A 20,402-nucleotide genomic window follows, 5' to 3' on the forward strand; every position below is an offset into this window, starting at 1 on the left:
GACGACGGCGAAGTAAAGGCGCGTTCAGGGAACGGGGATTCCGTCAAAGGCCACGTCCCGCCCCCGGCCGATCAGGCTTTCGCCCCCGTCGATGGTCAGGTTCTGGCCCGTCAGGCTGGGCGTCTCGAGAACGAAGCGCACGGTGCGGGCCACGTCTTCCAGCGAGGCGCCGCGCCCCAGCGGCGTATCGCGCCAGGCGGCCTCATACTCGGCCTCGGTCTGCTCGCCGCTGCGCAGGATCAGGCCGGGCGAGACGCCGCACAGCCGGATGCGGGGCGCCAGCCCCATGGCCAGGGTCCGCGTCAGCCCCGCCAGACCGACCTTGCCCGCCGTATAGGCGAAGAAGTCCGGGTTCGGACTGTCCACCTTGTGATCCAGAATGTTGACCACCACCCCCTGCCCGTCCGCCGCCTCGACCGCACGGGCGAAGTCGCGGATCAGGAAGACCGGCGCGGTCAGGTTCGACGCCAGATGCTCGGCCCACGACGCCTCGGTCAGGGTCGACAGGGTATCGTAGCGGAACAGGGAGGCGTTGTTGATCAGGGCGTCGATCCGCCCGAAATGAGAAACCACCCGGTCGATCAGGCCGTCGCGTTCGTCCGCATCATTCAGGTCCGCCTGAAAGGCCGCCGCGCGCACGCCCAGGCCGGTCAGTTCGGCGACCAGGGCCGCCGCCTCTGCGGCCCCGCCGCGATGGTGGACGGCCACGTCCCAGCCCGCCTCGGCCAGGGCCCGCGCCATCCCGGCGCCGACGCGCCGCGCGGCCCCGGTGATCAGCACCGTCTTGTTCAGGGGATCGCCCATTCAGCCCGGCCTGCGGCGGAAGATTTCCACGCCCGCTCCTGCGGCCTCGGGGAAGATGTGCGGCTTGGTGATCCGCACGCGGCAGGCCTCGACCGGCGGCAGGGCGAAACAGACGCCGATCAGTTCCTCGACCAGGGTCTCCAGCAGCTCCACGTGGTCACGCCCGCGCCAGCCGGAAATATGATCGCGCACCCGGTCGTAGTCGATGAAACCGCCTTGCGCCAAAGGCCAGACGGCGAACATCTCGACATTGACGATCAGCCGCGTGGGGCGCTCGGGGTGCCGCTCCCACGGGTGCAGGCCGATGCGCACATCGACCGCCACATCCGACAACAGGACGCGGACATGGTCCCCGGCGTGACGCCAGTCGAACCCGCCCGCGCCGGCAGCGGATTCAGTCAACCCGGCCGAACTCGTAGAAGTTCACGGCGGCGATGACGGCGATGAAGACGAAGATGGTGGCGATGGCCAGCATGGGAAGGCTCCTGTTCAAAGCTTCGCATAGAGGCAGCGGCGCGACTGTTCAAGCCAGCGTCGCCCGGCCTATCGTCGCCCCATGACCACCTGGCGCACCCGAATCGAGCCCTTCACCCGGCCGCTCTTCTTCGCCGTCTCGCGGATGAGCCGGGGGATGACGCTGGGCGTGCGCGGCGTGGCGACGGACGCCGAGGGTCGGGTGCTGCTGGTCAAGCACACCTATCTGCACGGCTGGTGGCTGCCCGGCGGGGGCGTGGACCGGGGCGAGACGACCCAGGCCGCCGTGGTCCGCGAACTGCGCGAAGAGGCGGGGCTGATCGCCAAGGGCGAGCCGCGCCTGATCTCGGTTCATTCCAACGAGCGGTTCTTTCCCGGAGATCACGTCCTGGTCTTTCGCATCGACGCCTTCGACATGACCGAGCGCACCAGTCACGGCGAGATCGCCGAGATCGGCTGGTTCGCCCCCGACGCCCTGCCCGAGGACACGACCCGCGCCACCCGCGATCGGTTGGCCGAGATCTTCGACGGCGCGCCCGCCGATCCGAACTGGTAGGGTCCGCCCATGCAGGCTCCGATCCTTGTCTTTCTGACCTTGCTGCTGGCCGGCGCCGCCACGGCCTTACAGGGGCCGACCAACGCCAAGCTGGTCACGGCGGTCGGCTCGCCGCTGAACGCCGCCTTTGTCTCCTTCGCCGTCGGTACGGTGGCCCTGGGCGTGCTGGCCATGACCCTGCAAGCGCGCCCGGACGTCGGTGCCATGAAGGCCCTGCCCTGGTGGGCGTGGATGGGCGGCCTCTACGGCTGCGCCTTCGTGGTCTCCGCCGCCTGGGGCGTGCCGCGCCTCGGGGTGGCCACCACCATCACCGTCATGATCGCGGGCCAGCTGCTGCTCAGTCTGGCGCTCGACCATTTCGGCGCTCTCGGCGTCGAGAAGCAGCCCTTGAGCCTGGGCCGCATCGCCGGGGTCGCCCTGGTGATCGGCGGCGTGGTTCTGGTTCGCCGTTCCTGAGCCTATATCCGCCCCGATGACCGACGAGACGATCGACACCGCCGCGACCGAGGACCTGCCCCTTCAGGCGACCGCCCTGATCGCCGACGAGGCGCGCCGCGCCCCCGACAAGCCCGGCGTCTATCGCATGTACGGCGAGGACGGCGACTGCCTCTATGTCGGCAAGGCCAAGTCGCTGAAGAAGCGCATCGTCCAGCACGCGCAAGGGCGATTCCACACCCAGCGCATCGGCCTGATGGTCAGCCTGACCCGCTCGATGGAGCTGGTGGTCACCACCACCGAGACCGAGGCCCTGATCCTCGAGGCCGGCTACATCAAGCGGCTCAAGCCCCGCTTCAACGTCCTTTTGAAGGACGACAAGTCCTTCGCCGAGATCATGATCCGGCGCGACCACCGCGCGCCCCAGGTGAGGAAGCATCGCGGGGCCCACACCACGCCCGGCGCCTATTTCGGCCCCTTCGCCTCGACCTGGGCGGTGAACCGGACGCTGAACACCCTGCAGAAGGCCTTTCTGCTGCGGACATGTTCGGACAGCGTCTATGAGACCCGCACCCGGCCCTGCATGCTGCATCAGATCAAGCGCTGCTCGGCCCCCTGCACCGGTCTGATCAGCCTGGAGGACTACGGCGATCTGGTGAAGGAGGCGGAGGCCTTCCTGCGCGGCAAGTCGCGCGCCGTCATCGCCCGCCTGTCGGAGGAGATGCAGACCGCATCAGACGAGATGGAGTTCGAGCACGCCGCCCGGGTGCGCGACCGCATCCGCGCCCTGTCGGCCATCGCCATGGAATCGGGCCTCAACGCCGAGGGCGCCGGTGACGCCGAGGCTGACGTCATGGCCCTGCATTCCGAGGGCGGTCAGGCCTGCGTCCAGGTCTTCTTCTATCGCGCAGGCCAGAACTGGGGCGGGCGCGCCTACTTCCCGCGCATCGACAAGTCGGACACCGATCCCGAAATCCTCGGCGCCTTCCTGGCCCAGTTCTACGAGGACAAGCCGATCCCGCGTCAGATCCTGTCCAACGTACGCCCGCACGAACTGGAGCTGCTTCAGGAGGCCTTCACCCTGAAGTCGGGACGCAAGGTCGAGATCGCCCGGCCCCAGCGCGGCGAGAAGCTGGCCGTCGTGGACTACGCCCTGACCAACGCCCGCGAGGCCCTGGGCCGCAAGCTGGCGGAGAACTCGGCCACATCCAAGATCCTCGACGAGGTCTGCGAGGCCTTCGGTCTGGACGCCCGGCCCGAACGGATCGAGGTCTATGACAACGCCCACATCCAGGGGACCAATGCGGTCGGCGGCATGGTGGTCGCCGGGCCCGAGGGCTTCCGCAAGAACCAGTACCGCAAGTTCAACATCCGCGGCGACGACCTGACGCCCGGCGACGACTACGGCATGATGCGAGAGGTCATGCGGCGGCGCTTCGGCAAGATGGTCAAGGACGAGGAGGCCGGCGAGGTCGTCGAGCGCCCCGACCTGCTGCTGATCGACGGCGGCGCCGGGCAACTGGCCGAGGTGCTGGCGGTCCTGGCCGATCTGGGCGTCGACGACATCACCGCCGTCGGCGTGGCCAAGGGGCCGGACCGGGACGCGGGCAAGGAGCATTTCTTCATGCCCGGCAAGCCGCCCTTCATGCTGCCGATGAAGAGCCCGGCCCTCTACTACATCCAGCGGCTGCGCGACGAGGCCCACCGTTTCGCCAACGGCGCCCACGCCAAGCGCCGCTCGATGGACATCACCAAGAACCCGCTGGACGAGATCGAGGGCGTCGGCCCCTCGCGCAAGAAGGCCCTGCTGCACGCCTTCGGCTCGGCCAAGGGGGTGTCGCGCGCCTCGGTCGCCGACCTGGTCAAGGTCCCCGGCGTCAATCAGGCCCTGGCCGAGCGCATCCACGGTTTCTTCCATAAGTCCTGATCAGGACTTGAGCCGCAAACCGCTGCGGGTCTAGGAAGGCGCTCATGACCAATGAACTGATCAAGGGCTATCACCGTTTCCGCCAGAACCGGTGGCCGTCCGAACGCGCCGAATACGAGGCCCTGGCCACGAACGGGCAGAAGCCGCACACCCTGGTGGTGGCCTGTTCCGACAGCCGCGCCGACCCGGCCCTGATCTTCGACACCGCGCCGGGCGAGCTGTTCGTGGTGCGCAACGTCGCCAACCTGGTCCCGCCCTATGAGCCCGACGGCAAGCTGCACGGCGTCTCGGCGGCGCTGGAGTTCGGCGTCAACGTGCTGAAGGTCCAGCACGTGGTGGTCATGGGCCACGCCTCGTGCGGCGGGGTCAACGCCATGCGCAACGGCGCCCCGTCCAACTGCCAGGACTTCGTCGCCCCCTGGGTGGCCCAGGGCGTGCCCGCCGTCAGCGCCGCCATCGAGGGCGTGCCCGCCGACGAGCAGGAGACGGTGGCCGAAGAGGCCGTGGTGCGCCTGTCGCTGGACAACCTGCGCACCTTCCCCTGGATCGCCGAGAAGGAGGCCGCGGGCGAACTGCGCCTCAGCGGCCTGCACTTCGGCATCGCCGCCGGCCTCCTGACCAAGCTGACGGCCGCCAAGCGGTTCGAGCGGCTGGACTGAACCTCGGTCGAGGGCGACAGGTCGTCGCCCTCGCCCCCCGCTCTCGCCTCCAGCCGCGAACCATGCCACACCGCAGGCGTTGCAATGGACGTGATGATGACTTCTGCCCACAAAGCCAACCCGATCCCGAACATCCTGACCGGCATCCGTCTGGCGGCGGGGGTGGTCATGTTCCTGCTGCTGGCCGGCGCCACCAGCGGCTTCCCCTTCGTCTCGGCCATGTTGAGCCCCGACGACCAGTTCGCCATGTACCGCACGGGCTTCTGGATCTTCGTCATCGCCGCCTCGACGGACTGGATCGACGGCTATCTGGCCCGTCGCTGGCACGCTGAGACGCGCTGGGGCGCCATCCTGGACCCCATCGCCGACAAGATCCTGGTCACGGGCGCCATCCTGGGCGTGCTGACCTCGGGTTCGGTGCAGCAGATCATCATCCCCTGCGGCCTCATCCTGTTCCGCGAGTTCGCCGTATCAGCTCTGCGCGAGACCATGGCCGGGCGCATCAACCTGCCCGTCACCCTGGCCGCCAAGTGGAAGACCACCCTGCAGATGGTGGCCCTGGGCTGCCAGCTGTTCGCCCGCAACTGGGACGGCTGGGGCCTGCCCTTCGACTACCTGCCCCACTTCCAGCTGTTCTCGGACACCCTGATCTGGCTGGCCGCCCTCATCACCCTGTGGACCGGCTGGCAGTATTTCAACGCCGCCCAGAAGCAGATGCGGGACCTGTAGGACAAATCCCTTCTCCCATTGGGAGAAGGTGGCCCGAAGGGTCGGATGAGGGTCGGCGATATCTGTCGGCGTAAGCCGCCCGCGCCACGGCTGCCGCCGACTGGAGCCGTGGCCCCTCACCCTTTCGCCTGGACGGATCGCCTTCGGCTCTCCGAGACTCAAGCCCTTTCCCGCCGGGAGAGGGTTTTTATTTGAGCGCCTTTTCCATGACCACGAACTCCAGCTCCCGCGTCTGCGGCAGGCCGAAGCGCTCGTCGTCCAGCGGGAAGGGCCGCGTCTCGCCGGTCAGGGCGTAGCCCCGGCGTTCGTACCAGGCGATCAGTTCGGACCGCTGGCGGATGACGGTCATCTCCATGCGCGTAGCGGCGAAGCGGCTGCGGGCTTCGGCTTCAGCGGCCTCAATCAGCAGGCGGCCCAGACCGCCCGCCTGACGCGTCGGATCGACGGTCAGCAGGCCGAGATAGGCCAGACCCTCGCCCTGATCCGCCACCTGAACGCAGCCGGTCAGGACGCCGTCGACCTCGGCCAGCAGGATGACCCGGCTGGCGTCGGCGAGGATGTCGAGCAACTCGGCCTCGTCGGTGCGCTGGCCGCCCAGCAGGTCGGCCTCATGGGTCCAGCCCGCCTTGGCGCTGTCGCCGCGATAGGCGCTTTCAATCAGATGGTGCAGCGCCGCCACGTCCGAAGACGTGGCGGGCCGAAAGGTCGGGGCGATCAACGGCGCGTCCGGCGCGGCGCGGCCTTCGGAGCCACGCCCAGTTCCTGGATCAGGTGATCCATGCCGTAGACGTCGCGCAGGGCCGTGGTCACGGCCTGGGTGGTGACGATGACGCTGCGGTTGACGTTGCGGTCATAGCCGTAGGCGTTGCGCTGGGTCAGGACGGTGGAGTCGAAGTTGGCGCCGATAATCTCGCCCTTCGCATTCACTGCGGGCGAACCCGAGGAGCCGCCGATGGTGTCGGACGACACGGCCATGTTCATCACCGCATTGGGGTCGATCCGGTCCTTGGCGGCCAGCAATTTCGGCGCGACATTGAAGGGCTCGGCCCCTGTCGCGCGATCCCACAGGCCGGCGAAGGTGGTGAAGGCGCCGATGCGTTGGCCCGGAACGTCCGTGCCCTCGACCCGGCCGTAGGTCAGGCGGAGCGTCCCGGTGGCGTCGGGATAGACGGCGTCGCCATAGGCGGCGAAGCGGGCGGCGGCCAGTTGTTCCGAGGCGCGGTCGGTCGGGGCCTTGACCTGGTCATCCCAGTCCTTGCGCACGGCGCGGGCGTCGGCGTCGATGGCCAGGACGTACTGGATCAGAGGATCGGTCGAGGCCTGGACGGCGGGCAGACCGCCTTCCCACAGGGCGCGGCGCACGGCCGGATCGGCCAGCCTGGTGCCTTCGACCAGGCGGGCCGACAGGGCCTCGGGGCTTTCCTTGCCGAGCAGGGTGCGGACATAGGGGCTGTCGACGGTCAGCCATTCGCGGGTCTTGGACAGCCACCATTCCAGACGGATCTGTTCCAGCGCCGGATAGGTCGGACGCTCGGCGAACAGGCTGGACTGGACGCCCGGCAGGCGGCTGTCGGCGAACTCGCCCAGACGCTGGTCGGACGGCTTGGCGCGCTCCTGAGCGCCGCGCACGATGGCCCGCGCCCACTGGAACAGGGACGAGCCGCCCGCCACCGAGGTGGTGCCCATGCCCGTGCCGCCTTCCAGCAGGGCCATCGGGGCGTAGAGCTCGCGCGCCAAGGGCTGCACGCCCTCCAGCGTGGCCCACGGGTCGGCGGCGCCGCCCGCGGCGCGGGCGCGGAAGTCAGCCTCGGCCTCGGCCTTGGCGGCCATGAAGGCCGGGTCGATCAGGGCGGCCATGCGGCCGCGACCGCGCTTGTAGGTGTTCTCGACGCCGACGATGGGGTCCATGGCGATGAAGGCCTGTTCCTCGCCCTCCTCGGAATAGCGGATCAGACGGCCGCGCAGCTCCGAGGCGATCAGCTGGTCCATCGGCAGGACCACGTCGCGGATGGTCATCAGCTGGGCCTGGGTCAGCAGGCGCTGGGTCGAACCGGGGTTGCCGGTGACGAAGACGGGCTCGCCCTCGGTCGGCTTGTTCGGGTTCCAGGTGAAGTGGGTCGGCGTCGCGGCGGGCTTGCCGTCTTCATAGAGGCGGATGAAGGCGGCATCGATGGCGAAGCGCGGGAAGGAGAAGTTGTCCAGATCGCCGCCGAAGGTCGCGGCGCGGTCTTCCGGCGCCCAGGCCAGACGCACGTCGGAGTATTTGCGGAACTTGTAGAGCTTGAACTGGCCGCCGCGATACAGGCTGACGACCTGGCAGCGGATCTTGGGATCAGAACCGCAGGCCTCGGTCTCGATGCGGCCGGCCTCGGCCTCGCGGGCCTGGGTGAAGGCCTGGCCCTCCAGACCCTCGCCGGCCTCGTGAATACGCGCGGTGACGTCGGAGATGTCGGTCAGGATTTCAGCCGAACCGCCGGGGCATTTCAGCTCCTCCTCGCGGCTCCTGGGCGTGAAGCCGGTCTCGGCGTACTGCAGCTGGGGCGTGGACAGGTTGGCGACGCAGGTGGCGACGCAGTGGTTGTTGGTCATCACCAGGCCCTCGCCCGAGATGACCCCCGCCGAGCAGCCGCCGAACTTGACCGACGACAGGCGCACCTTGTCGAGCCAGCCCTGATCGATCGAGGTGCCCAGGGTCTGGTTGGCGCGGGCGATGGGGAAGTTGTCGTAGGTCCACATGCCCTCCTCGGCCTTGGCCGAAGAAGCAGCGGCGAAGGCCAGGACGGCGGCCGAGGCGAAGAACATGTGACGCATGGAGAACTCCTGATCCTCATGCCCCGTCGGTCGGGGCGTCGATGCCGGACTCTGGCTGAGGAAAAAACAGAGTCCAATTCGTCTGAATAGTCTGAAATCGGCGGCTAGGACGAGAGGATCTTAGCAGGCCGATGCGTCAGACCGGGGCGTCTCCTCCCCATTTTATGGGGAGGTGGATCGGCGCCGAAGGCGACGAGACGGAGGGGGCGACTCCACGGCTGACGTTTGCGTCGCCCCCTCCACCGCTACGCGGTCCCCCTCCCCACGCGTGGAGAGGAGAAAAGATGCTGCTTAGCGACGCACGCCCAGTTCGCGCAGCAGGCGCGGCTGGTTGTAGACGTTGCGCAGGGCCTCGGTGACGGCGGCGGTCGAGACCGTCACCGTTCGGTTCAGTTCGCCGTCATAGCCGAACGAGCCGCCCAGCGAGTGGATGTTGCCGTCGAAGGCGGCGCCGATCACTTCGCCCTTGGCGTTGATCACCGGCGAGCCGGAGTTGCCGCCGATGATGTCGTTGGTCGAAACGAAGTCATAGACGACGTTCTTGTTGATGCGGCTCTCGGCGTCGACGAAGCGGGCAGCCGCGTTGAAGGGCTCGGCGCCCGTGGCGCGCTCGTACAGACCGCCCATGAAGGTGAAGGACGGCACGGTCACGCCGCGATAGGTCCAGCCCTTCACCTGACCGTAGGACAGGCGAAGCGAGAAGGTCGCGTCGGGGTAGAGGTTGTCGCCATAGACGGCGAAGCGGGCCTGGGCGACCTTTTCGGCGGCGCGGGCGGTCGGGCCGTTGACGCCGGCGTCCCACTGGGTGCGGACGGCCTGGGCGGCGTCGTCATTGGCCAGGACGAAGGCGATCATCGGGTCGCCCGAGGCGGCCAGCTGTTCCGGCGTCATGGCCAGGGCCTCGGCACGGAAGGCCGGGTCGATCAGCCTGGTCTCGACCAGCTTGGCGGCGATGCCCTCGGGGTTCTCGCGGCCCAGCATCGACTTCACATTGGCGTTGTCGACGGTCAGGTATTCACGGGTCTTGGACAGCCAGAAGGACAGCTGGATTTCCTCGACGCCCTTGGCGATCGGGGCTTCCGAGGCCAGGCGACGGCCGATGGCGGCGATGTCGCTGTCCGAATAGCCGGCGCGGCGCTCGGCGACCGGCTTGGCGCGCTCCTTGGAAGCGCGGACGATGGCGCGGGCGTAGGAGTAGAGGGTCGAGCCGCCGCCGGCGTTACCTTCCAGCTGGCGGTAAGGCAGGTAGAGGTCGCGGGCCGTGGTCTGGACCTTTTCCAGATCCGCCCACGGATCGCCGATGCGCTCGGCCAGGGCCGGGTCGGCGGCGACGCGTTGACGCAGCTCGGTCTCCTCGGCGCGCTTCTTGCCTATGAAGGCCGGGTCGGTCAGGGCGCCCTGCTGGCCGTAATAGACCTTGAAGCTGTTCTCGAGACCGAAGATCGGGTCCAGAGCGACGCGCTTCTCTTCGTCGCCCTGGGTCGAGTATTCGACCAGGCGGCCGCGCAGTTCCGAACCCTGGATCAGGGTGACCGGGATCTGCTGGTCGCGCAGGCGCTCCAGCTGGCTGATGGTCAGCAGACGCTGGGTGGTGCCGGGGTTGCCGGCGACGAAGGTGACGTCACCCTCGGCCGGAGCCTCGGGGTTCCACTTCAGATGGTTCGGGGTCGTGACCGGCTTGCCGTCCTCGTAGGCGCGCAGGAAGGCGGCGTCGAGGGCGTAGCGCGGGAAGTTGAAGTTGTCCGGGTCGCCGCCGAAGAAGGCCGCCTGGAACTCCGGCGCGAAGGCCAGACGCACGTCCTCGTACTTGCGGAACTTGTACAGGGCGTACTTGCCGCCGCGGTAGAAGCTGATGACCTGGCAGGTCAGCTTGCGGTCGTCGCCGCAGGCTTCCTTCTGGATCTTGTCGATCTCGGCCGAGCGGGCGGCGACGAAGGCGGCGCCTTCCAGGCCGGCGCCGGCGCCCAGGACGCGCTCGGTCACGTCGGTGATGTCGGTCAGGACCTCGGCGGTCTGGCCGGGGCACTTCTTCTCTTCTTCACGCGTGGCCGGCATCCAGCCGTTCTTGACGTAGTCGTTCTGGGCCGTGGACAGGTCCTGAACGCAGGAGATGACGCAGTGGTGGTTGGTCAGGATCAGACCTTCGCCCGAGACGAAGGAGGCCGAGCAGCCCTGCAGACGCACGGCGGCGTTGCGCACGCGGTCCAGCCACGACTGATCGATGCGGGTGCCGTACTTGTCGTTCACCGTCTGGATCGGGAAGTTGTCGAACGTCCACATGCCCTCGTCGGCGCGCGCCGGGGTGGCGGTCGCGCCGGTGACGGCGGCGGCTACGCCCAGGGCCGCCAGCGAGGCGGTGAAGGAAAAGGTGCGACGAAGCGACATTCAGGCTCTCCCGACGCGCAAGGCACGGCGCCTCGCGTCTGTTATTGTGTAACTAGCGCCGTCCTGGGACGGGCCTCAAGCCCCCATAGTCCCGCCGCGCGCCGGGGGGAAGCCGAAGCCTTACCCCGATTTAACTTGGCCCCGGCCCGGCGCGCCGTCAGATAACACTGCAAGTCAGGGGTTTGAGACGCGTCATGTCACTCGCGCTATCCACGCTGCTCTTCGAGTGGCGACGTTATATGGCCGCCGTCATGGCGCTGGCCCTTTCGGGTCTGCTCGTGCTGGCGATGACCGGGGTCTTCATCGGCATCGGCAAGGGCTTCACCGCCCAGATCGAGCGCTCGAACGCGGACATCATGATCCTGCAGCCGGGGGCCAAGAGCCTGATCAACGGCCCGTCGGGCGTGCCGCGCCGCTTCATTCCGCTGGCCTACAACCACCCGGCCGTGGTCGAGGTGCAGCCCCTGGACGGCGCCGGCGGCACCTTCCAGTCGGTCAAGGAGGTCGATCCGACCCGCAGCCAGGCCGACAACGCCAAGCAGGGCGCGCCGCGTCAGAAATTCGTCCAGTCCAGCATCATCGACACCACGCCCGGTTCGGTGACCATTCCGACCGACTATTCGCAAGAACTGGTCGACGCCCTGCGTCAGCCCTACACCGTGGCCATCGACGAGACGGCCCTGACCACGCTCGGCGTCAAGCTGGGCGATAAGGCTCTTTACAACGGCCAGACCGTCACCGTCGTCGGCGTGACGCGCGGCTATCCCAACATGATGCAGCCCGGCGTGGTCATGTCGCGCGACACCCTGCGGATGCTGGGTCAGGCCGACACCGGCCCACGCGTCGGCCCGTTGATGATCAAGATCAAGGACCCGGCCCAGGCCCCCGCCGTCGTCGCCGAACTGAACAAGATGGGCAATGGCCAGTGGAAGGCCTGGACGCGTCAGGAACTGGCCGACGCCAATGCCGGCGCCATGTTCGAAGAAGGCATCCTGGTCATCATCATCGGCGGCTGCGTGGTGCTGGGCATCATCATCGGCGTGGCCATCACCTGGCAGACCCTGCGTGGGGCCATCATGGCCAACATCAAGGAGTTCGCCTCGTTGCGCGCCCTGGGCGTCGGCATGGGAAGCCTGCGCCGCATCGTCATGGAGCTGAGCTTCTGGGTCGGGGTGGTCGGCGTCGCCGCCGCCATCGGCCTGACCTGGCTCTTGTCGCTGTTCGCCATGTCCAAGGCGGTCATCATCGCCCTGCCCCTGCCCCTGCTGATCGTGGTCGGCGGCGGCCTGATCCTCATCGCCATGGTGTCCGGCCTGCTGTCGATGGGCATCCTGAAGAAGAGCCAACCTGCGGATCTGCTGCGATGAACATGCATACGAAAGTTCAAGGCAAGCATGGCGAGTTCGCCATCGAGGCCAAGGGTCTGGTCAAGCGCTTCAAGTCCGGCAAGAATTATGTCGAGGTCTTGAAGGGCGTGAATTTCGACGCCCGCCACGGCGACCTGACCATGGTCATGGGGCCGTCCGGGTCGGGCAAGTCGACCCTGATCGCCGCCCTGTCCGGCCTGCTGCGTCCCGAGGAAGGCCGGGTCGACGCCCTGGACGTGGACGACATGTGGAAGCTGTCGTCGGGGCGGATCGACAAGTTCCGCCTGGATCACTGCGGCTTCATCTTCCAGGGCTTCAACCTCTTCCCGTCGCTCAGCGCCCTGCAACAGGTGACGACGGTGCTGAAGTTCCAGGGCCTGACCCCGGATCAGGCCAGGAAGCGGGCCACCCTGGCGCTGGAAGAAGTGGGCCTGGGCCATCGTCTGCACCAGCGCCCAGCCGCCCTGTCCGGCGGCGAGAAGCAGCGCGTCGCCATCGCCCGCGCCCTGGCCAAGGACCCGCAGATCCTGTTCGCCGACGAACCGACCTCGGCCCTGGACGGCGAGAACGGCCAGATCGTCATCAAGCTTCTGCGTCGGGCCGCCACCGAACACGGCGCGGCGGTCATCTGCGTGACCCACGACCCGCGCCTGGAAGCCTGGGCCGACCGGGTCATCCACATCGAAGACGGCGTGATCATCGACGATCAGCGCCGCATCCCCAATCCCGACGCCGTTCTGGCCTCGCACTGACACCGATCCTCAAGGACATCTGAAATGCCCGCTTTCCTGAAAAACAAATGGCTCTGGATCGGCCTCGTGCTGCTGGTCGTGGCGATCATCGGCTTCGGCGCGTTCCAGAATGCCCAGGCCGCCAAGAAGGCCGAAGCCGCCGCCGCCGCCGAGAAGAAGGTCGAGAGCCCCTACGCCGCCATCGCCAACGGCAAGGTCGACATCGAGGGCGGCATCATCCAGATCGCAGCCCGTCGCGGCGGCGTGGTGCGTGAAGTCCTGGTGCAGGAAGGCGACCGCGTCACCGCCGGTCAGATCCTGGCCCGTCAGGAAGACGACGAACCGCGCCTGGCCCTGCAGACCGCCGCCGCCAACCTGTCGGAGGCCGAAAGCCAGTTGCGCCTGATCAACGTCGACATCACCACGGCCCAGCGTGAATACGACCGCCTGGCGCGGCTGAAGGACAGCAACTTCGTCGCCGCCCAGAAGCTGGATCAGGCCCGCGACGCCATCGCCCAGGCCCAGGCCCGCCTCGGCTCGGCCCAGTCGGCGGTCCAGACCGCCCGCGCCCGCCGCGACCAGGCCGCCTATGACGTCGAGTTGACCGTCATCCGCTCGCCCGCCGAGGGCCGTATCGTGCGCCGCTACGCCAACCCGGGCGCCGGCGCCTCGACCCTGAACGTGTCCAACATGTTCGACCTGGAGCCCGACGCCCCGCGCATCGCCCGCGCCGAGATCGTCGAGGCCGATATTCCGAACATCACCCCGGACCAGGCCGTCGAGATCACCCCGGAAGGCGATCCGTCGAAGGTCTATGTCGGCAAGGTCCTGCGCCGCGCCGCCGTCTTCGGCGCCCGCAAGCTGGCCTCGGACGACCCGTCGCAACGCACCGACGAGCGCGTGGTCGAGGTGGTGGTCGCCGTCAACGACGCCCCGCTGCTGATCGGCCAGCGCGTCCTGGTCAAGTTCATGAAGCCGGGCCAGACGGCCGGCGCCAAGCGCGACACCAATGTCACGGGCGTGCCCGCCAACCGCTCGATGCAGACCCCGGCCCGCCGCTAAGGCTGACGACTGAAAATGGAAAAGGGGCCTCGCGAGAGGCCCCTTTTTTTGTTGTCCGATCCCGGCCTCTCCCGCTCATCCCCGCGGAGGCGGGGACCCAGTGGGAAACACAGCCGCCTCCGCAGGCAAACTTGCGTTTGAAAGCCAAAGACTGGGTCCCCGCCTCCGCGGGGATGAGCGGAAATCTAGCGGCCGCTAAACTCCCCCGGCCGCTTCTCCAGCACCGCCGTCACGCCCTCGATGTGGTCCTCGGTCAGATGGGCCAGGGCCTGCATGGCCGCCGACAGTTCCAGCATCTGATCGAAATTCATGTCGCGGCCCTGACGCAGCAGGCTCTTGGCCATGCGCAGGGCCTGGGGCGGCTGGGCGGCGATCTGGTTGGCCATCGTCATGGCCTCGTCCATCAGGGTCTCGTGCGGGACCACCCGGTTGACCAGGCCCCACTGGTCAGCGGTCTCGGCGTCGATGGCGCGGGCGGTGAACAGCATCTCGGCGGCGCGGACATAGCCGACGTTGCGCGGCAGCAGCCAGGAGCCGCCGTCGCCGGGGATGATGCCCAGCTTCATGAAGGGCACGCCGAAGCTGGCGCGGTCCGAGGCGATGCGGATGTCGCCCAGACCAGCGATGTCGCAGCCCAGACCCATGGCCGGGCCGTTGACCGCCGCGATCAGCGGAACCTCCAGCCCGTAGAGCGACCGCACGATGCGGTGGACGACGCGGCGATAGCGCTCGCGAATGGCGGCGCCCGAGCCCTCGAACAGATCGGCGCGGGCCTTCATGGCCTTGAGGTCCCCGCCCGCCGAAAAGGCGCGCCCCGCCCCGGTCATGACCACGCAGCGGATCGACGGGTCGGCGTTGACCGCCTCGCAGGCCGTGGCGAAAACCTCGCCGTCTTCCAGATCCGGCAGGGCGTTGAGCCGGTCGGGCCGGGTCAGGGTCCAGACCATGACCGCGCCTTTGCGTTCCTCGACGATCAGACCCATGCGACGCTCCTCCAAAAGATGAAGCCGGTTTCAGCGGGGCGGCGATTGAAGGCAAGCGGAATTGAAAAACCCCGGTCGTTCTGACCGGGGTTGCGGTTGGATCAACTGCCCTCGCGACTACGCGCGCGGCCGTTTGATCGTTATGGGCACGAAGTTCGAGGGATGACTGACCACGCGGTTGTTCGCGTTGTTCATCTGCTTCGTGTTGACCAGCATCCCGCCCCACAGGGCGAAGGACATCATGGCGTGCTGGAGGTTGCGCTCCTTGTCGTTCATTTTTGGCGTCTCCTTTCGCTGAACGATGAAAGAAGACGCGTCGTGCTTTTCGGGAATCTCACCGTCATAGTCGTTTCGCGTCAGCAGCCTAGATAGCTCCGCTTGGTTAAAAAGTCAAGATTTTGGTCCGGAGTCGGACTTGTTGTAGTTTGAACGTCACAAAATCATGAGCCAGCAAGCCGCCCCCTCTCCCGCCCGACCGCCGCGCGCGATCGCCACGCCCTGCGTCATGGTCTGCACCGTGGACGGGGCGTCGGGCCTGTGCCTGGGCTGTTTTCGCACCCTGCCCGAGATCGCGACCTGGAGCCGGATGAGCGACGAAGAGCGGGCGAAGATCATGAGTGAACTGAACGGGCGTCAAAGTCTGATAGATCCCGCACTGCTCGGCGGCTAACGCGGTTCGTCCGTCAACCTTTCGTTCGCCGTATCGCTTCATCGCCTGCCAAGACCCTTGCGGCACAGTGGCGCCATGATCCGCATCGACCCGCGCTCCGCCGTCGTCTTCGCCGCCGCCCTGGCCACCTCCCTGGCCTGCGCGGGAGCCCTGCGCTGGATGGACGGCGCGGGCGAGGCCCAGGCCGCCATCGCCGCGCCTTCGGTCGCGCGCTCGGCCGACGGCCACTACTGGGCCGAGGCCGTGGTCGACGGCAAGCCGATGCGGATGCTGGTCGACACCGGCGCCAGCGTCGTGACCCTGAGCCGCGCCGACGCGGAAAAGGCCGGCGTCAGCGTGGGCGCCAGGGATTTCACCCGCACCTTGAACACCGCGTCCGGTCCCGTGAAAGCCGCGCCCGTCGTCCTGCCCTCGCTGGCGGTGGCCGGGGTGCGGCTGACTTCGGTCGAGGCCCTGGTGGTCGATGGCGACATGCCCGCCTCGCTGCTGGGCATGAGCTATCTGGGTCGGCTGTCGGGCTTCGAGGCCCGGCCTGAAGGTTTGACCTTCAAGGGCTGAGGACCTGCAGTTCGCTGCTTCATCCCGCAGGGGCTTCAGCTTACGTCCAAAACGCTCGCGAACCTCAGCAGCCTACACTTCCTGAGACAAAATTGCGCCCGACCTCAACGAAGACGCTCGGAGCTCGCCCCCTCCACCATGCTGCGCATGGTCCCCCTCCCCCGCTGCGCAGGGGAGGATTGCGACGTCAGCGTTTCGCGCCGAAGGGCACCACCTTGTTATCCGCGTCGTGGCCGATGTCGGCGGTTCCCAGCCAGGGGATGCCCGAGCGCTCGCACCAGTAGCGAACGATCTCCTCCGCCGTCAGGCCGAAGTCGGGGTCGTTGGCCGTGACGTCCGAAACCCGGCCCAGACGAATGCCCGCGGCGCGTCGGATCGAGGCCTGACCGGTCAGGTGGAACATCATCCGGTCGACTCGATAGAGGGCCTCGGACACCTCTTCCAGCATGACGACATGGCCGCTCAGATCCGGCTCCAGCGCCGTGCCCACCAGTTCGTTGAGAATGGTCAGATTGAAGGCGACGGCCGGGCGCGGGTCGTCCAGCAGCGACGGCTCCAGCGAGGCGCGGTCGCCGCTGACCAGCCAGTCCACCGCCCGGCGGCCCGTCGCGTCATGCCGCGCCCCGTCCGAGGCCATCGGGCCGTGGGCCAGATGGGGAAAGCCCGCCTTGTAGAGCAGGGCCAGCAGGCTGCCGGCGTCGGAATAGCCGAGGTAGCGCTTCTTGCGCGCCACATCGGTCAGTTGCGGCAGGACCGCTTCGGCGATGCGGCAGGAGCCATAGCCGCCGCGCGCGAACCAGATGGCGTCCAGGCGCGGGTCATTGGCGAACTCGACGAAGGCGGCGGCGCGGACGGCGTCGTCGCCGCCGAAGTGGCCATGGGTCTCGAACGCCATCGGATGGAAGACCAGCTGGACCTCGCCGCCCGGATAGGCCTGATCCATCCAGGCCTGGATGGCCGCGCCGCGAGCGGGGTCCAGACGCGAGCTGGCGTTGACGACGCCGATCTTGAAGGGAGTGGACGTAGGGATGGGGCTGGCCTCCGGCGTCGCCCGTGCTAGTCAGGCCGCCGGACATTCCCCGGTTTCGCGCGTCAAAATCAAGCCGATGAACAAAGACTATTTCTTCTGCGGCGTCGGCGGGTCCGGCATGCTGCCCCTGGCCATGATCGTTCAGGCGCAGGGCAACCGCATCGCGGGCTCGGACCGGGCGCTGGATCAGGGCCGGACGCCGGACAAGTTCGACTGGCTGCGCGCCCACGGCGTCGCCCTGCACCCGCAGGACGGATCGGGCGTGACCCGCGCGGACCAGATCGTCGTCGCCACCGGCGCGGTCGAGGACACGGTGCCGGACATCGGCGCGGCCAAACGCGTCGACGCCACCATCAAGACCCGGCCCCAGCTGCTGAGCGAACTGTTCAACGCCGCCCCGACCTCGATCGGCGTGGCCGGGACCAGCGGCAAGTCGACCATCACCGGCATGGTGGCCTGGATTCTGGATCAGGCGGGACGCCAGCCCACCGTGGTCAACGGCGCGGTGATGAAGAATTTCGCCGATGCGGATCATCCCTTCGCCAGCGCCCTGGTGGGCGGACCAGACCTGTTCGTGGCCGAGGTGGACGAGAGCGACGGCTCCATCGCCCGCTATGACGCCACCGTCGCCGTGGTCTCGAACATCTCGCTGGACCACAAGTCGATGGAGGAGTTGCGCGACCTGTTCGGCGGCTTCGTCGGTCGGGCGACGACGGCGGTGCTGAACCTCGACAACCCCGAGACAGCGGCCCTGGCGCAGGCCCTGCCTGCCGGCAAGGCCATCACCTTCGCGCTCGGCGAGGAAGAGGCGGACCTGTCGGCGCATGACCTCAAGCCCCTGCCGACCGGCATGAGTTTCGAGCTGCGGGTGCGCGGCGAGGCCCCGCGCCCGGTCGTGCTGAACGTACCGGGCGCGCACAATGTCGCCAACGCCCTGGCGGCGCTCGGCGCGGTCAAGGCCCTGGACGTGTCAGTGGATGCGGCCGTCGCGGCGCTGGAGAGCTTCGCCGGCATCCGGCGGCGCCTCGAGGTGGTGGGGAGCCAGAACGGCGTCACCGTCATCGACGACTTCGCCCACAACCCGGACAAGATCGCCGCCACCCTGAAGACCCTGCACGCCTTTGACGGGCGGCTGCTGATCCTGTTCCAGCCGCACGGCTTCGGCCCGCTGAAGCTGATGCAGCGGGAGTTCATCGAGGGCTTCGCTGGCCTGATGCGCGAGCATGACATCCTGCTGATGCCCGAGCCGGTCTATTACGGCGGCACCACCGACCGCAGCGTGGGGTCTGAGGACATCGCCGCGGGCGTGCGCGCCGAGGGGCGTCAGGCCGAGGCGCTGGCCACACGCGCCGACTGCGGCGACCGCATCGTGAAGCTGGCGCAGCCCGGCGACCGGGTGGTGGTCATGGGGGCGCGCGACGACAGCCTGTCGAGCTTCGCGGCGGAGCTGCTGGCCCGGCTTTAAGCTCCGCGCCCGGAGCAATCGTCAAATTGTCCTTGTAAAACATTCACCTTCGGCAAATCGGCTGTTAAGCGCCGCCCGCCTAACTGCGCTCTCGCAAAACGCGGAAGGGGCGTCAGGATGGCCAGGATCGGAGACTTCGTCGAGACGGCGCCGCCCATGGCGCCCGAGGCCTTCGGCGCCGAGGCCTTCGACCGGTTTCAGGCCGAGCCCGACACCCTGGTCATCGCCGTGGTGGACGAGGACGGTCGCCCCATAGGCCTGATCGAGCGCAACGCCTTCACCCTGAAGATGGCCGCCGAGTTCGGTCGCGCCCTCTATGCCCGCCGCCCGGTCTCGGCCCTGATGGAGCCCAAGCCTCTGCTGGTCGAGGCCGACGCCTCGGCCGACGTCCTGTTCCAGAACATGGACGCGGCGGGGCTGGGGGCCCTGCTGAAGGGCTTCATCGTCGTGTCGCGCGGGCGCTATGTCGGGGTCGGAGCGGGGCTGCACGTGCTGCAGGCGGGCGTGGCCATCCACAAGCGCCGCGCCGAGGCCATGAGCCAACTGGCCCAGAATCTGGTGCGCGCCGAGGCCGAGGCCCGCGCCTCCAGCCGCGCCAAGTCCGAGTTTCTGGCGGTCATGAGCCACGAGATCCGCACGCCGCTGAACGGCGTGCTGGGGGTGGCCGCCCTGATGGAGCGCGAACTGACTCAAGATTCGCTGCGCCCCTATGTCCGCACCATTCTGGATTCGGGGAACAGCCTGCTGCGCCTGCTGACCGACGCCCTGGACATGTCGCGGGCCGAGGCGGGCATCCTGACGCTGGAGCCGGCGCCGCTGGACCTTGACGCGGTGGCCGCCGACCTGTCGGCCCTGTGGCGGCCGCGCGCGGAGGAGAAGGCCCTGCGCCTGACGGTGACAACGGAGACAGCCGCGGCACGCTGGGTCGTCGGCGACGAGATGCGGCTGAAGCAACTGCTGAACAACCTGATCGGCAATGCGCTGAAGTTCACGCAAGCCGGCGCGGTCGAGGTCAGCCTGACCACGCGGCTGGACGACGGTCGGGTGCGGCTGGACGCCGTGGTGGACGACAGCGGTCCCGGCGTCAGCGACGAGGCGGCGGCAGCCATCTTCGAGCCGTTCAATACCGGCGAGGCGGGAAGGCAAGGCGCGGGCGCGGGTCTCGGCCTGGCCATCTGCCGCCAGATCGTCGAGCGGATGGAGGGGACGCTGGCGCTGGAGCGGTCGCCCGCCGGCGGGGCGCGCTTCCGTTTCGACCTGCACCTGCCGCTGGCCGCGGCCGACGCGCGCAGCCTTGAGGCGCGGACCGCCGCCCCCACCGCGCATGAGACCCTGCATGTCCTGGTGGTGGACGACAACGCCGCCAACCGCTTCGTCGCGGGCAAGGTGCTGGAGCTGTTCGGCTGCACCCATGAGACCGCCGAGGACGGGCGACAGGCGGTGGAGCGGGCGACCATCGCCCCCTTCGACCTGATCCTGATGGACGTGAAGATGCCGGTGATGGACGGGGTGGCGGCGACGCGGGCCATCCGCGCCCTGCCCGGCGCGGCCTCCGCCGTGCCCATCCTGGCCCTGACCGCCAACGCCGACCCGCGCGACGAGGCCGAGTATCTGGCGGCGGGCATGGACGGGGTGGCGCAGAAGCCGATCCAGCCCGACGCCCTGCTGAACGCCATCCGACTGGCCCTGTCGCGTCATGCGACAGCCGTGGCGGCTTAAGGGCGCGCCACCGGGCGGGCGCTGGGCTATGGTCCCG

The 20,402-nt window shown here is 68.3% G+C and carries 20 protein-coding genes; 12 read left to right on the plus strand and 8 right to left on the minus strand.

Annotated features, from left to right (window positions below):
- Positions 1 to 24: 24 nt before the first annotated feature.
- On the minus strand, positions 25 to 804 hold the full coding sequence (locus tag RTY13_RS02775; protein WP_312780957.1) for an SDR family oxidoreductase: 780 nt from the start codon (positions 802 to 804) through the stop codon (positions 25 to 27).
- A complete protein-coding gene (locus tag RTY13_RS02780; RefSeq protein ID WP_312062223.1) occupies positions 805 to 1,206 on the minus strand; it encodes a dihydroneopterin aldolase in 402 nt (133 codons plus the stop codon). It lies immediately after the preceding gene.
- 154 nt (positions 1,207 to 1,360) lie between these two features.
- Here RTY13_RS02780 and RTY13_RS02785 point away from each other — a divergent pair, with 154 nt between their 5' ends.
- The 5 genes from RTY13_RS02785 to pgsA all read left to right on the plus strand — a co-directional run bounded on the left by RTY13_RS02785 (position 1,361) and on the right by pgsA (position 5,584).
- The gene (locus RTY13_RS02785; RefSeq protein WP_312780959.1) at positions 1,361 to 1,834 is read left to right on the plus strand and encodes an NUDIX domain-containing protein; all 474 of its coding nucleotides are present in this window, start codon (positions 1,361 to 1,363) and stop codon (positions 1,832 to 1,834) included.
- A gap of 9 nt (positions 1,835 to 1,843) precedes the next feature.
- A complete protein-coding gene (locus RTY13_RS02790; protein ID WP_312780961.1) occupies positions 1,844 to 2,290 on the plus strand; it encodes a DMT family transporter in 447 nt (148 codons plus the stop codon).
- A gap of 16 nt (positions 2,291 to 2,306) precedes the next feature.
- A complete protein-coding gene (gene uvrC / locus RTY13_RS02795; protein WP_312780963.1) occupies positions 2,307 to 4,196 on the plus strand; it encodes an excinuclease ABC subunit UvrC in 1,890 nt (629 codons plus the stop codon).
- 44 nt (positions 4,197 to 4,240) lie between these two features.
- On the plus strand, positions 4,241 to 4,855 hold the full coding sequence (locus tag RTY13_RS02800) for a carbonic anhydrase (protein WP_312780965.1): 615 nt from the start codon (positions 4,241 to 4,243) through the stop codon (positions 4,853 to 4,855).
- Between the two features lie 96 nt (positions 4,856 to 4,951).
- Complete coding sequence (gene pgsA / locus RTY13_RS02805) at positions 4,952 to 5,584, plus strand: CDP-diacylglycerol--glycerol-3-phosphate 3-phosphatidyltransferase (protein WP_312780967.1); 633 nt, start codon at positions 4,952 to 4,954, stop codon at positions 5,582 to 5,584.
- A gap of 187 nt (positions 5,585 to 5,771) precedes the next feature.
- Here pgsA and RTY13_RS02810 read toward each other — a convergent pair whose 3' ends face one another.
- From RTY13_RS02810 to RTY13_RS02820, 3 genes are all read right to left on the minus strand, one after another.
- A complete protein-coding gene (locus tag RTY13_RS02810; RefSeq protein ID WP_312780969.1) occupies positions 5,772 to 6,302 on the minus strand; it encodes a GNAT family N-acetyltransferase in 531 nt (176 codons plus the stop codon).
- Positions 6,299 to 8,395, minus strand: a complete 2,097-nt coding sequence (locus tag RTY13_RS02815) for a S46 family peptidase (protein WP_312780970.1) — start codon at positions 8,393 to 8,395, stop codon at positions 6,299 to 6,301. Before RTY13_RS02815 ends, RTY13_RS02810 begins: the two co-directional genes overlap by 4 nt.
- 291 nt (positions 8,396 to 8,686) lie before the next feature.
- A complete protein-coding gene (locus RTY13_RS02820; RefSeq protein ID WP_312780972.1) occupies positions 8,687 to 10,780 on the minus strand; it encodes a S46 family peptidase in 2,094 nt (697 codons plus the stop codon).
- 194 nt (positions 10,781 to 10,974) lie between these two features.
- Here RTY13_RS02820 and RTY13_RS02825 point away from each other — a divergent pair, with 194 nt between their 5' ends.
- From RTY13_RS02825 to RTY13_RS02835, 3 genes are read left to right on the plus strand one after another with little or no spacing between them, the layout of a single operon-like run.
- Positions 10,975 to 12,147: an ABC transporter permease gene (locus tag RTY13_RS02825; protein ID WP_312780974.1), complete on the plus strand. Its 1,173-nt coding sequence runs from the start codon at positions 10,975 to 10,977 to the stop codon at positions 12,145 to 12,147.
- Positions 12,144 to 12,899, plus strand: coding sequence for an ABC transporter ATP-binding protein (locus RTY13_RS02830; protein WP_312780976.1), 756 nt, complete (start codon positions 12,144 to 12,146; stop codon positions 12,897 to 12,899). The genes RTY13_RS02825 and RTY13_RS02830 overlap by 4 nt, the downstream gene beginning before the upstream one ends.
- A 24-nt stretch (positions 12,900 to 12,923) precedes the next feature.
- Positions 12,924 to 13,940, plus strand: coding sequence for a biotin/lipoyl-binding protein (locus RTY13_RS02835; RefSeq protein WP_312780978.1), 1,017 nt, complete (start codon positions 12,924 to 12,926; stop codon positions 13,938 to 13,940).
- A gap of 185 nt (positions 13,941 to 14,125) precedes the next feature.
- Here the strand turns inward: RTY13_RS02835 and RTY13_RS02840 are convergent, their stop codons facing one another.
- Together RTY13_RS02840 and RTY13_RS02845 are read right to left on the minus strand one after the other, a co-directional pair.
- A complete protein-coding gene (locus RTY13_RS02840; protein WP_312780980.1) occupies positions 14,126 to 14,923 on the minus strand; it encodes a crotonase/enoyl-CoA hydratase family protein in 798 nt (265 codons plus the stop codon).
- Between the two features lie 117 nt (positions 14,924 to 15,040).
- Positions 15,041 to 15,199 carry a hypothetical protein gene (locus tag RTY13_RS02845; protein ID WP_292083720.1) on the minus strand — a complete coding sequence of 53 codons (159 nt, stop codon included), beginning with the start codon at positions 15,197 to 15,199 and terminating at the stop codon, positions 15,041 to 15,043.
- A 166-nt stretch (positions 15,200 to 15,365) separates the two neighbouring features.
- Here RTY13_RS02845 and RTY13_RS02850 point away from each other — a divergent pair, with 166 nt between their 5' ends.
- Together RTY13_RS02850 and RTY13_RS02855 are read left to right on the plus strand one after the other, a co-directional pair.
- Positions 15,366 to 15,593 carry a DUF1289 domain-containing protein gene (locus RTY13_RS02850; RefSeq protein ID WP_312780983.1) on the plus strand — a complete coding sequence of 76 codons (228 nt, stop codon included), beginning with the start codon at positions 15,366 to 15,368 and terminating at the stop codon, positions 15,591 to 15,593.
- A 75-nt stretch (positions 15,594 to 15,668) separates the two neighbouring features.
- Positions 15,669 to 16,151: a TIGR02281 family clan AA aspartic protease gene (locus RTY13_RS02855; protein ID WP_312780985.1), complete on the plus strand. Its 483-nt coding sequence runs from the start codon at positions 15,669 to 15,671 to the stop codon at positions 16,149 to 16,151.
- A gap of 187 nt (positions 16,152 to 16,338) precedes the next feature.
- Here RTY13_RS02855 and RTY13_RS02860 read toward each other — a convergent pair whose 3' ends face one another.
- On the minus strand, positions 16,339 to 17,181 hold the full coding sequence (locus RTY13_RS02860) for an LD-carboxypeptidase (protein WP_312781779.1): 843 nt from the start codon (positions 17,179 to 17,181) through the stop codon (positions 16,339 to 16,341).
- 76 nt (positions 17,182 to 17,257) lie between these two features.
- Here RTY13_RS02860 and murC point away from each other — a divergent pair, with 76 nt between their 5' ends.
- Positions 17,258 to 18,646, plus strand: a complete 1,389-nt coding sequence (murC, locus tag RTY13_RS02865) for a glutamate ligase domain-containing protein (RefSeq protein WP_312780987.1) — start codon at positions 17,258 to 17,260, stop codon at positions 18,644 to 18,646.
- A gap of 117 nt (positions 18,647 to 18,763) precedes the next feature.
- Positions 18,764 to 20,365 carry an ATP-binding protein gene (locus RTY13_RS02870; protein ID WP_312780989.1) on the plus strand — a complete coding sequence of 534 codons (1,602 nt, stop codon included), beginning with the start codon at positions 18,764 to 18,766 and terminating at the stop codon, positions 20,363 to 20,365.
- Positions 20,366 to 20,402: the final 37 nt, after the last annotated feature.

Origin of the sequence: Brevundimonas sp., assembly GCF_032055285.1 — a bacterium.
Classification (GTDB): domain Bacteria; phylum Pseudomonadota; class Alphaproteobacteria; order Caulobacterales; family Caulobacteraceae; genus Brevundimonas.

What these genes read in the sequence shown, in the direction of transcription:
- RTY13_RS02825 (WP_312780974.1), top strand. Translation starts at nt 10,975, where the DNA reads ATGTCACTCGCGCTATCCACGCTGCTCTTCGAGTGGCGACGTTATATG.
- uvrC (WP_312780963.1), top strand. Translation starts at nt 2,307, where the DNA reads ATGACCGACGAGACGATCGACACCGCCGCGACCGAGGACCTGCCCCTT.
- RTY13_RS02785 (WP_312780959.1), top strand. Translation starts at nt 1,361, where the DNA reads ATGACCACCTGGCGCACCCGAATCGAGCCCTTCACCCGGCCGCTCTTC.
- RTY13_RS02830 (WP_312780976.1), top strand. Translation starts at nt 12,144, where the DNA reads ATGAACATGCATACGAAAGTTCAAGGCAAGCATGGCGAGTTCGCCATC.
- RTY13_RS02800 (WP_312780965.1), top strand. Translation starts at nt 4,241, where the DNA reads ATGACCAATGAACTGATCAAGGGCTATCACCGTTTCCGCCAGAACCGG.
- RTY13_RS02870 (WP_312780989.1), top strand. Translation starts at nt 18,764, where the DNA reads ATGGCCAGGATCGGAGACTTCGTCGAGACGGCGCCGCCCATGGCGCCC.
- RTY13_RS02835 (WP_312780978.1), top strand. Translation starts at nt 12,924, where the DNA reads ATGCCCGCTTTCCTGAAAAACAAATGGCTCTGGATCGGCCTCGTGCTG.
- RTY13_RS02815 (WP_312780970.1), bottom strand. Translation starts at nt 8,395, where the DNA reads ATGCGTCACATGTTCTTCGCCTCGGCCGCCGTCCTGGCCTTCGCCGCT.
- murC (WP_312780987.1), top strand. Translation starts at nt 17,258, where the DNA reads ATGAACAAAGACTATTTCTTCTGCGGCGTCGGCGGGTCCGGCATGCTG.
- RTY13_RS02790 (WP_312780961.1), top strand. Translation starts at nt 1,844, where the DNA reads ATGCAGGCTCCGATCCTTGTCTTTCTGACCTTGCTGCTGGCCGGCGCC.
- pgsA (WP_312780967.1), top strand. Translation starts at nt 4,952, where the DNA reads ATGACTTCTGCCCACAAAGCCAACCCGATCCCGAACATCCTGACCGGC.
- RTY13_RS02855 (WP_312780985.1), top strand. Translation starts at nt 15,669, where the DNA reads ATGATCCGCATCGACCCGCGCTCCGCCGTCGTCTTCGCCGCCGCCCTG.
- RTY13_RS02840 (WP_312780980.1), bottom strand. Translation starts at nt 14,923, where the DNA reads ATGGGTCTGATCGTCGAGGAACGCAAAGGCGCGGTCATGGTCTGGACC.
- RTY13_RS02775 (WP_312780957.1), bottom strand. Translation starts at nt 804, where the DNA reads ATGGGCGATCCCCTGAACAAGACGGTGCTGATCACCGGGGCCGCGCGG.
- RTY13_RS02845 (WP_292083720.1), bottom strand. Translation starts at nt 15,199, where the DNA reads ATGAACGACAAGGAGCGCAACCTCCAGCACGCCATGATGTCCTTCGCC.
- RTY13_RS02820 (WP_312780972.1), bottom strand. Translation starts at nt 10,780, where the DNA reads ATGTCGCTTCGTCGCACCTTTTCCTTCACCGCCTCGCTGGCGGCCCTG.
- RTY13_RS02850 (WP_312780983.1), top strand. Translation starts at nt 15,366, where the DNA reads ATGAGCCAGCAAGCCGCCCCCTCTCCCGCCCGACCGCCGCGCGCGATC.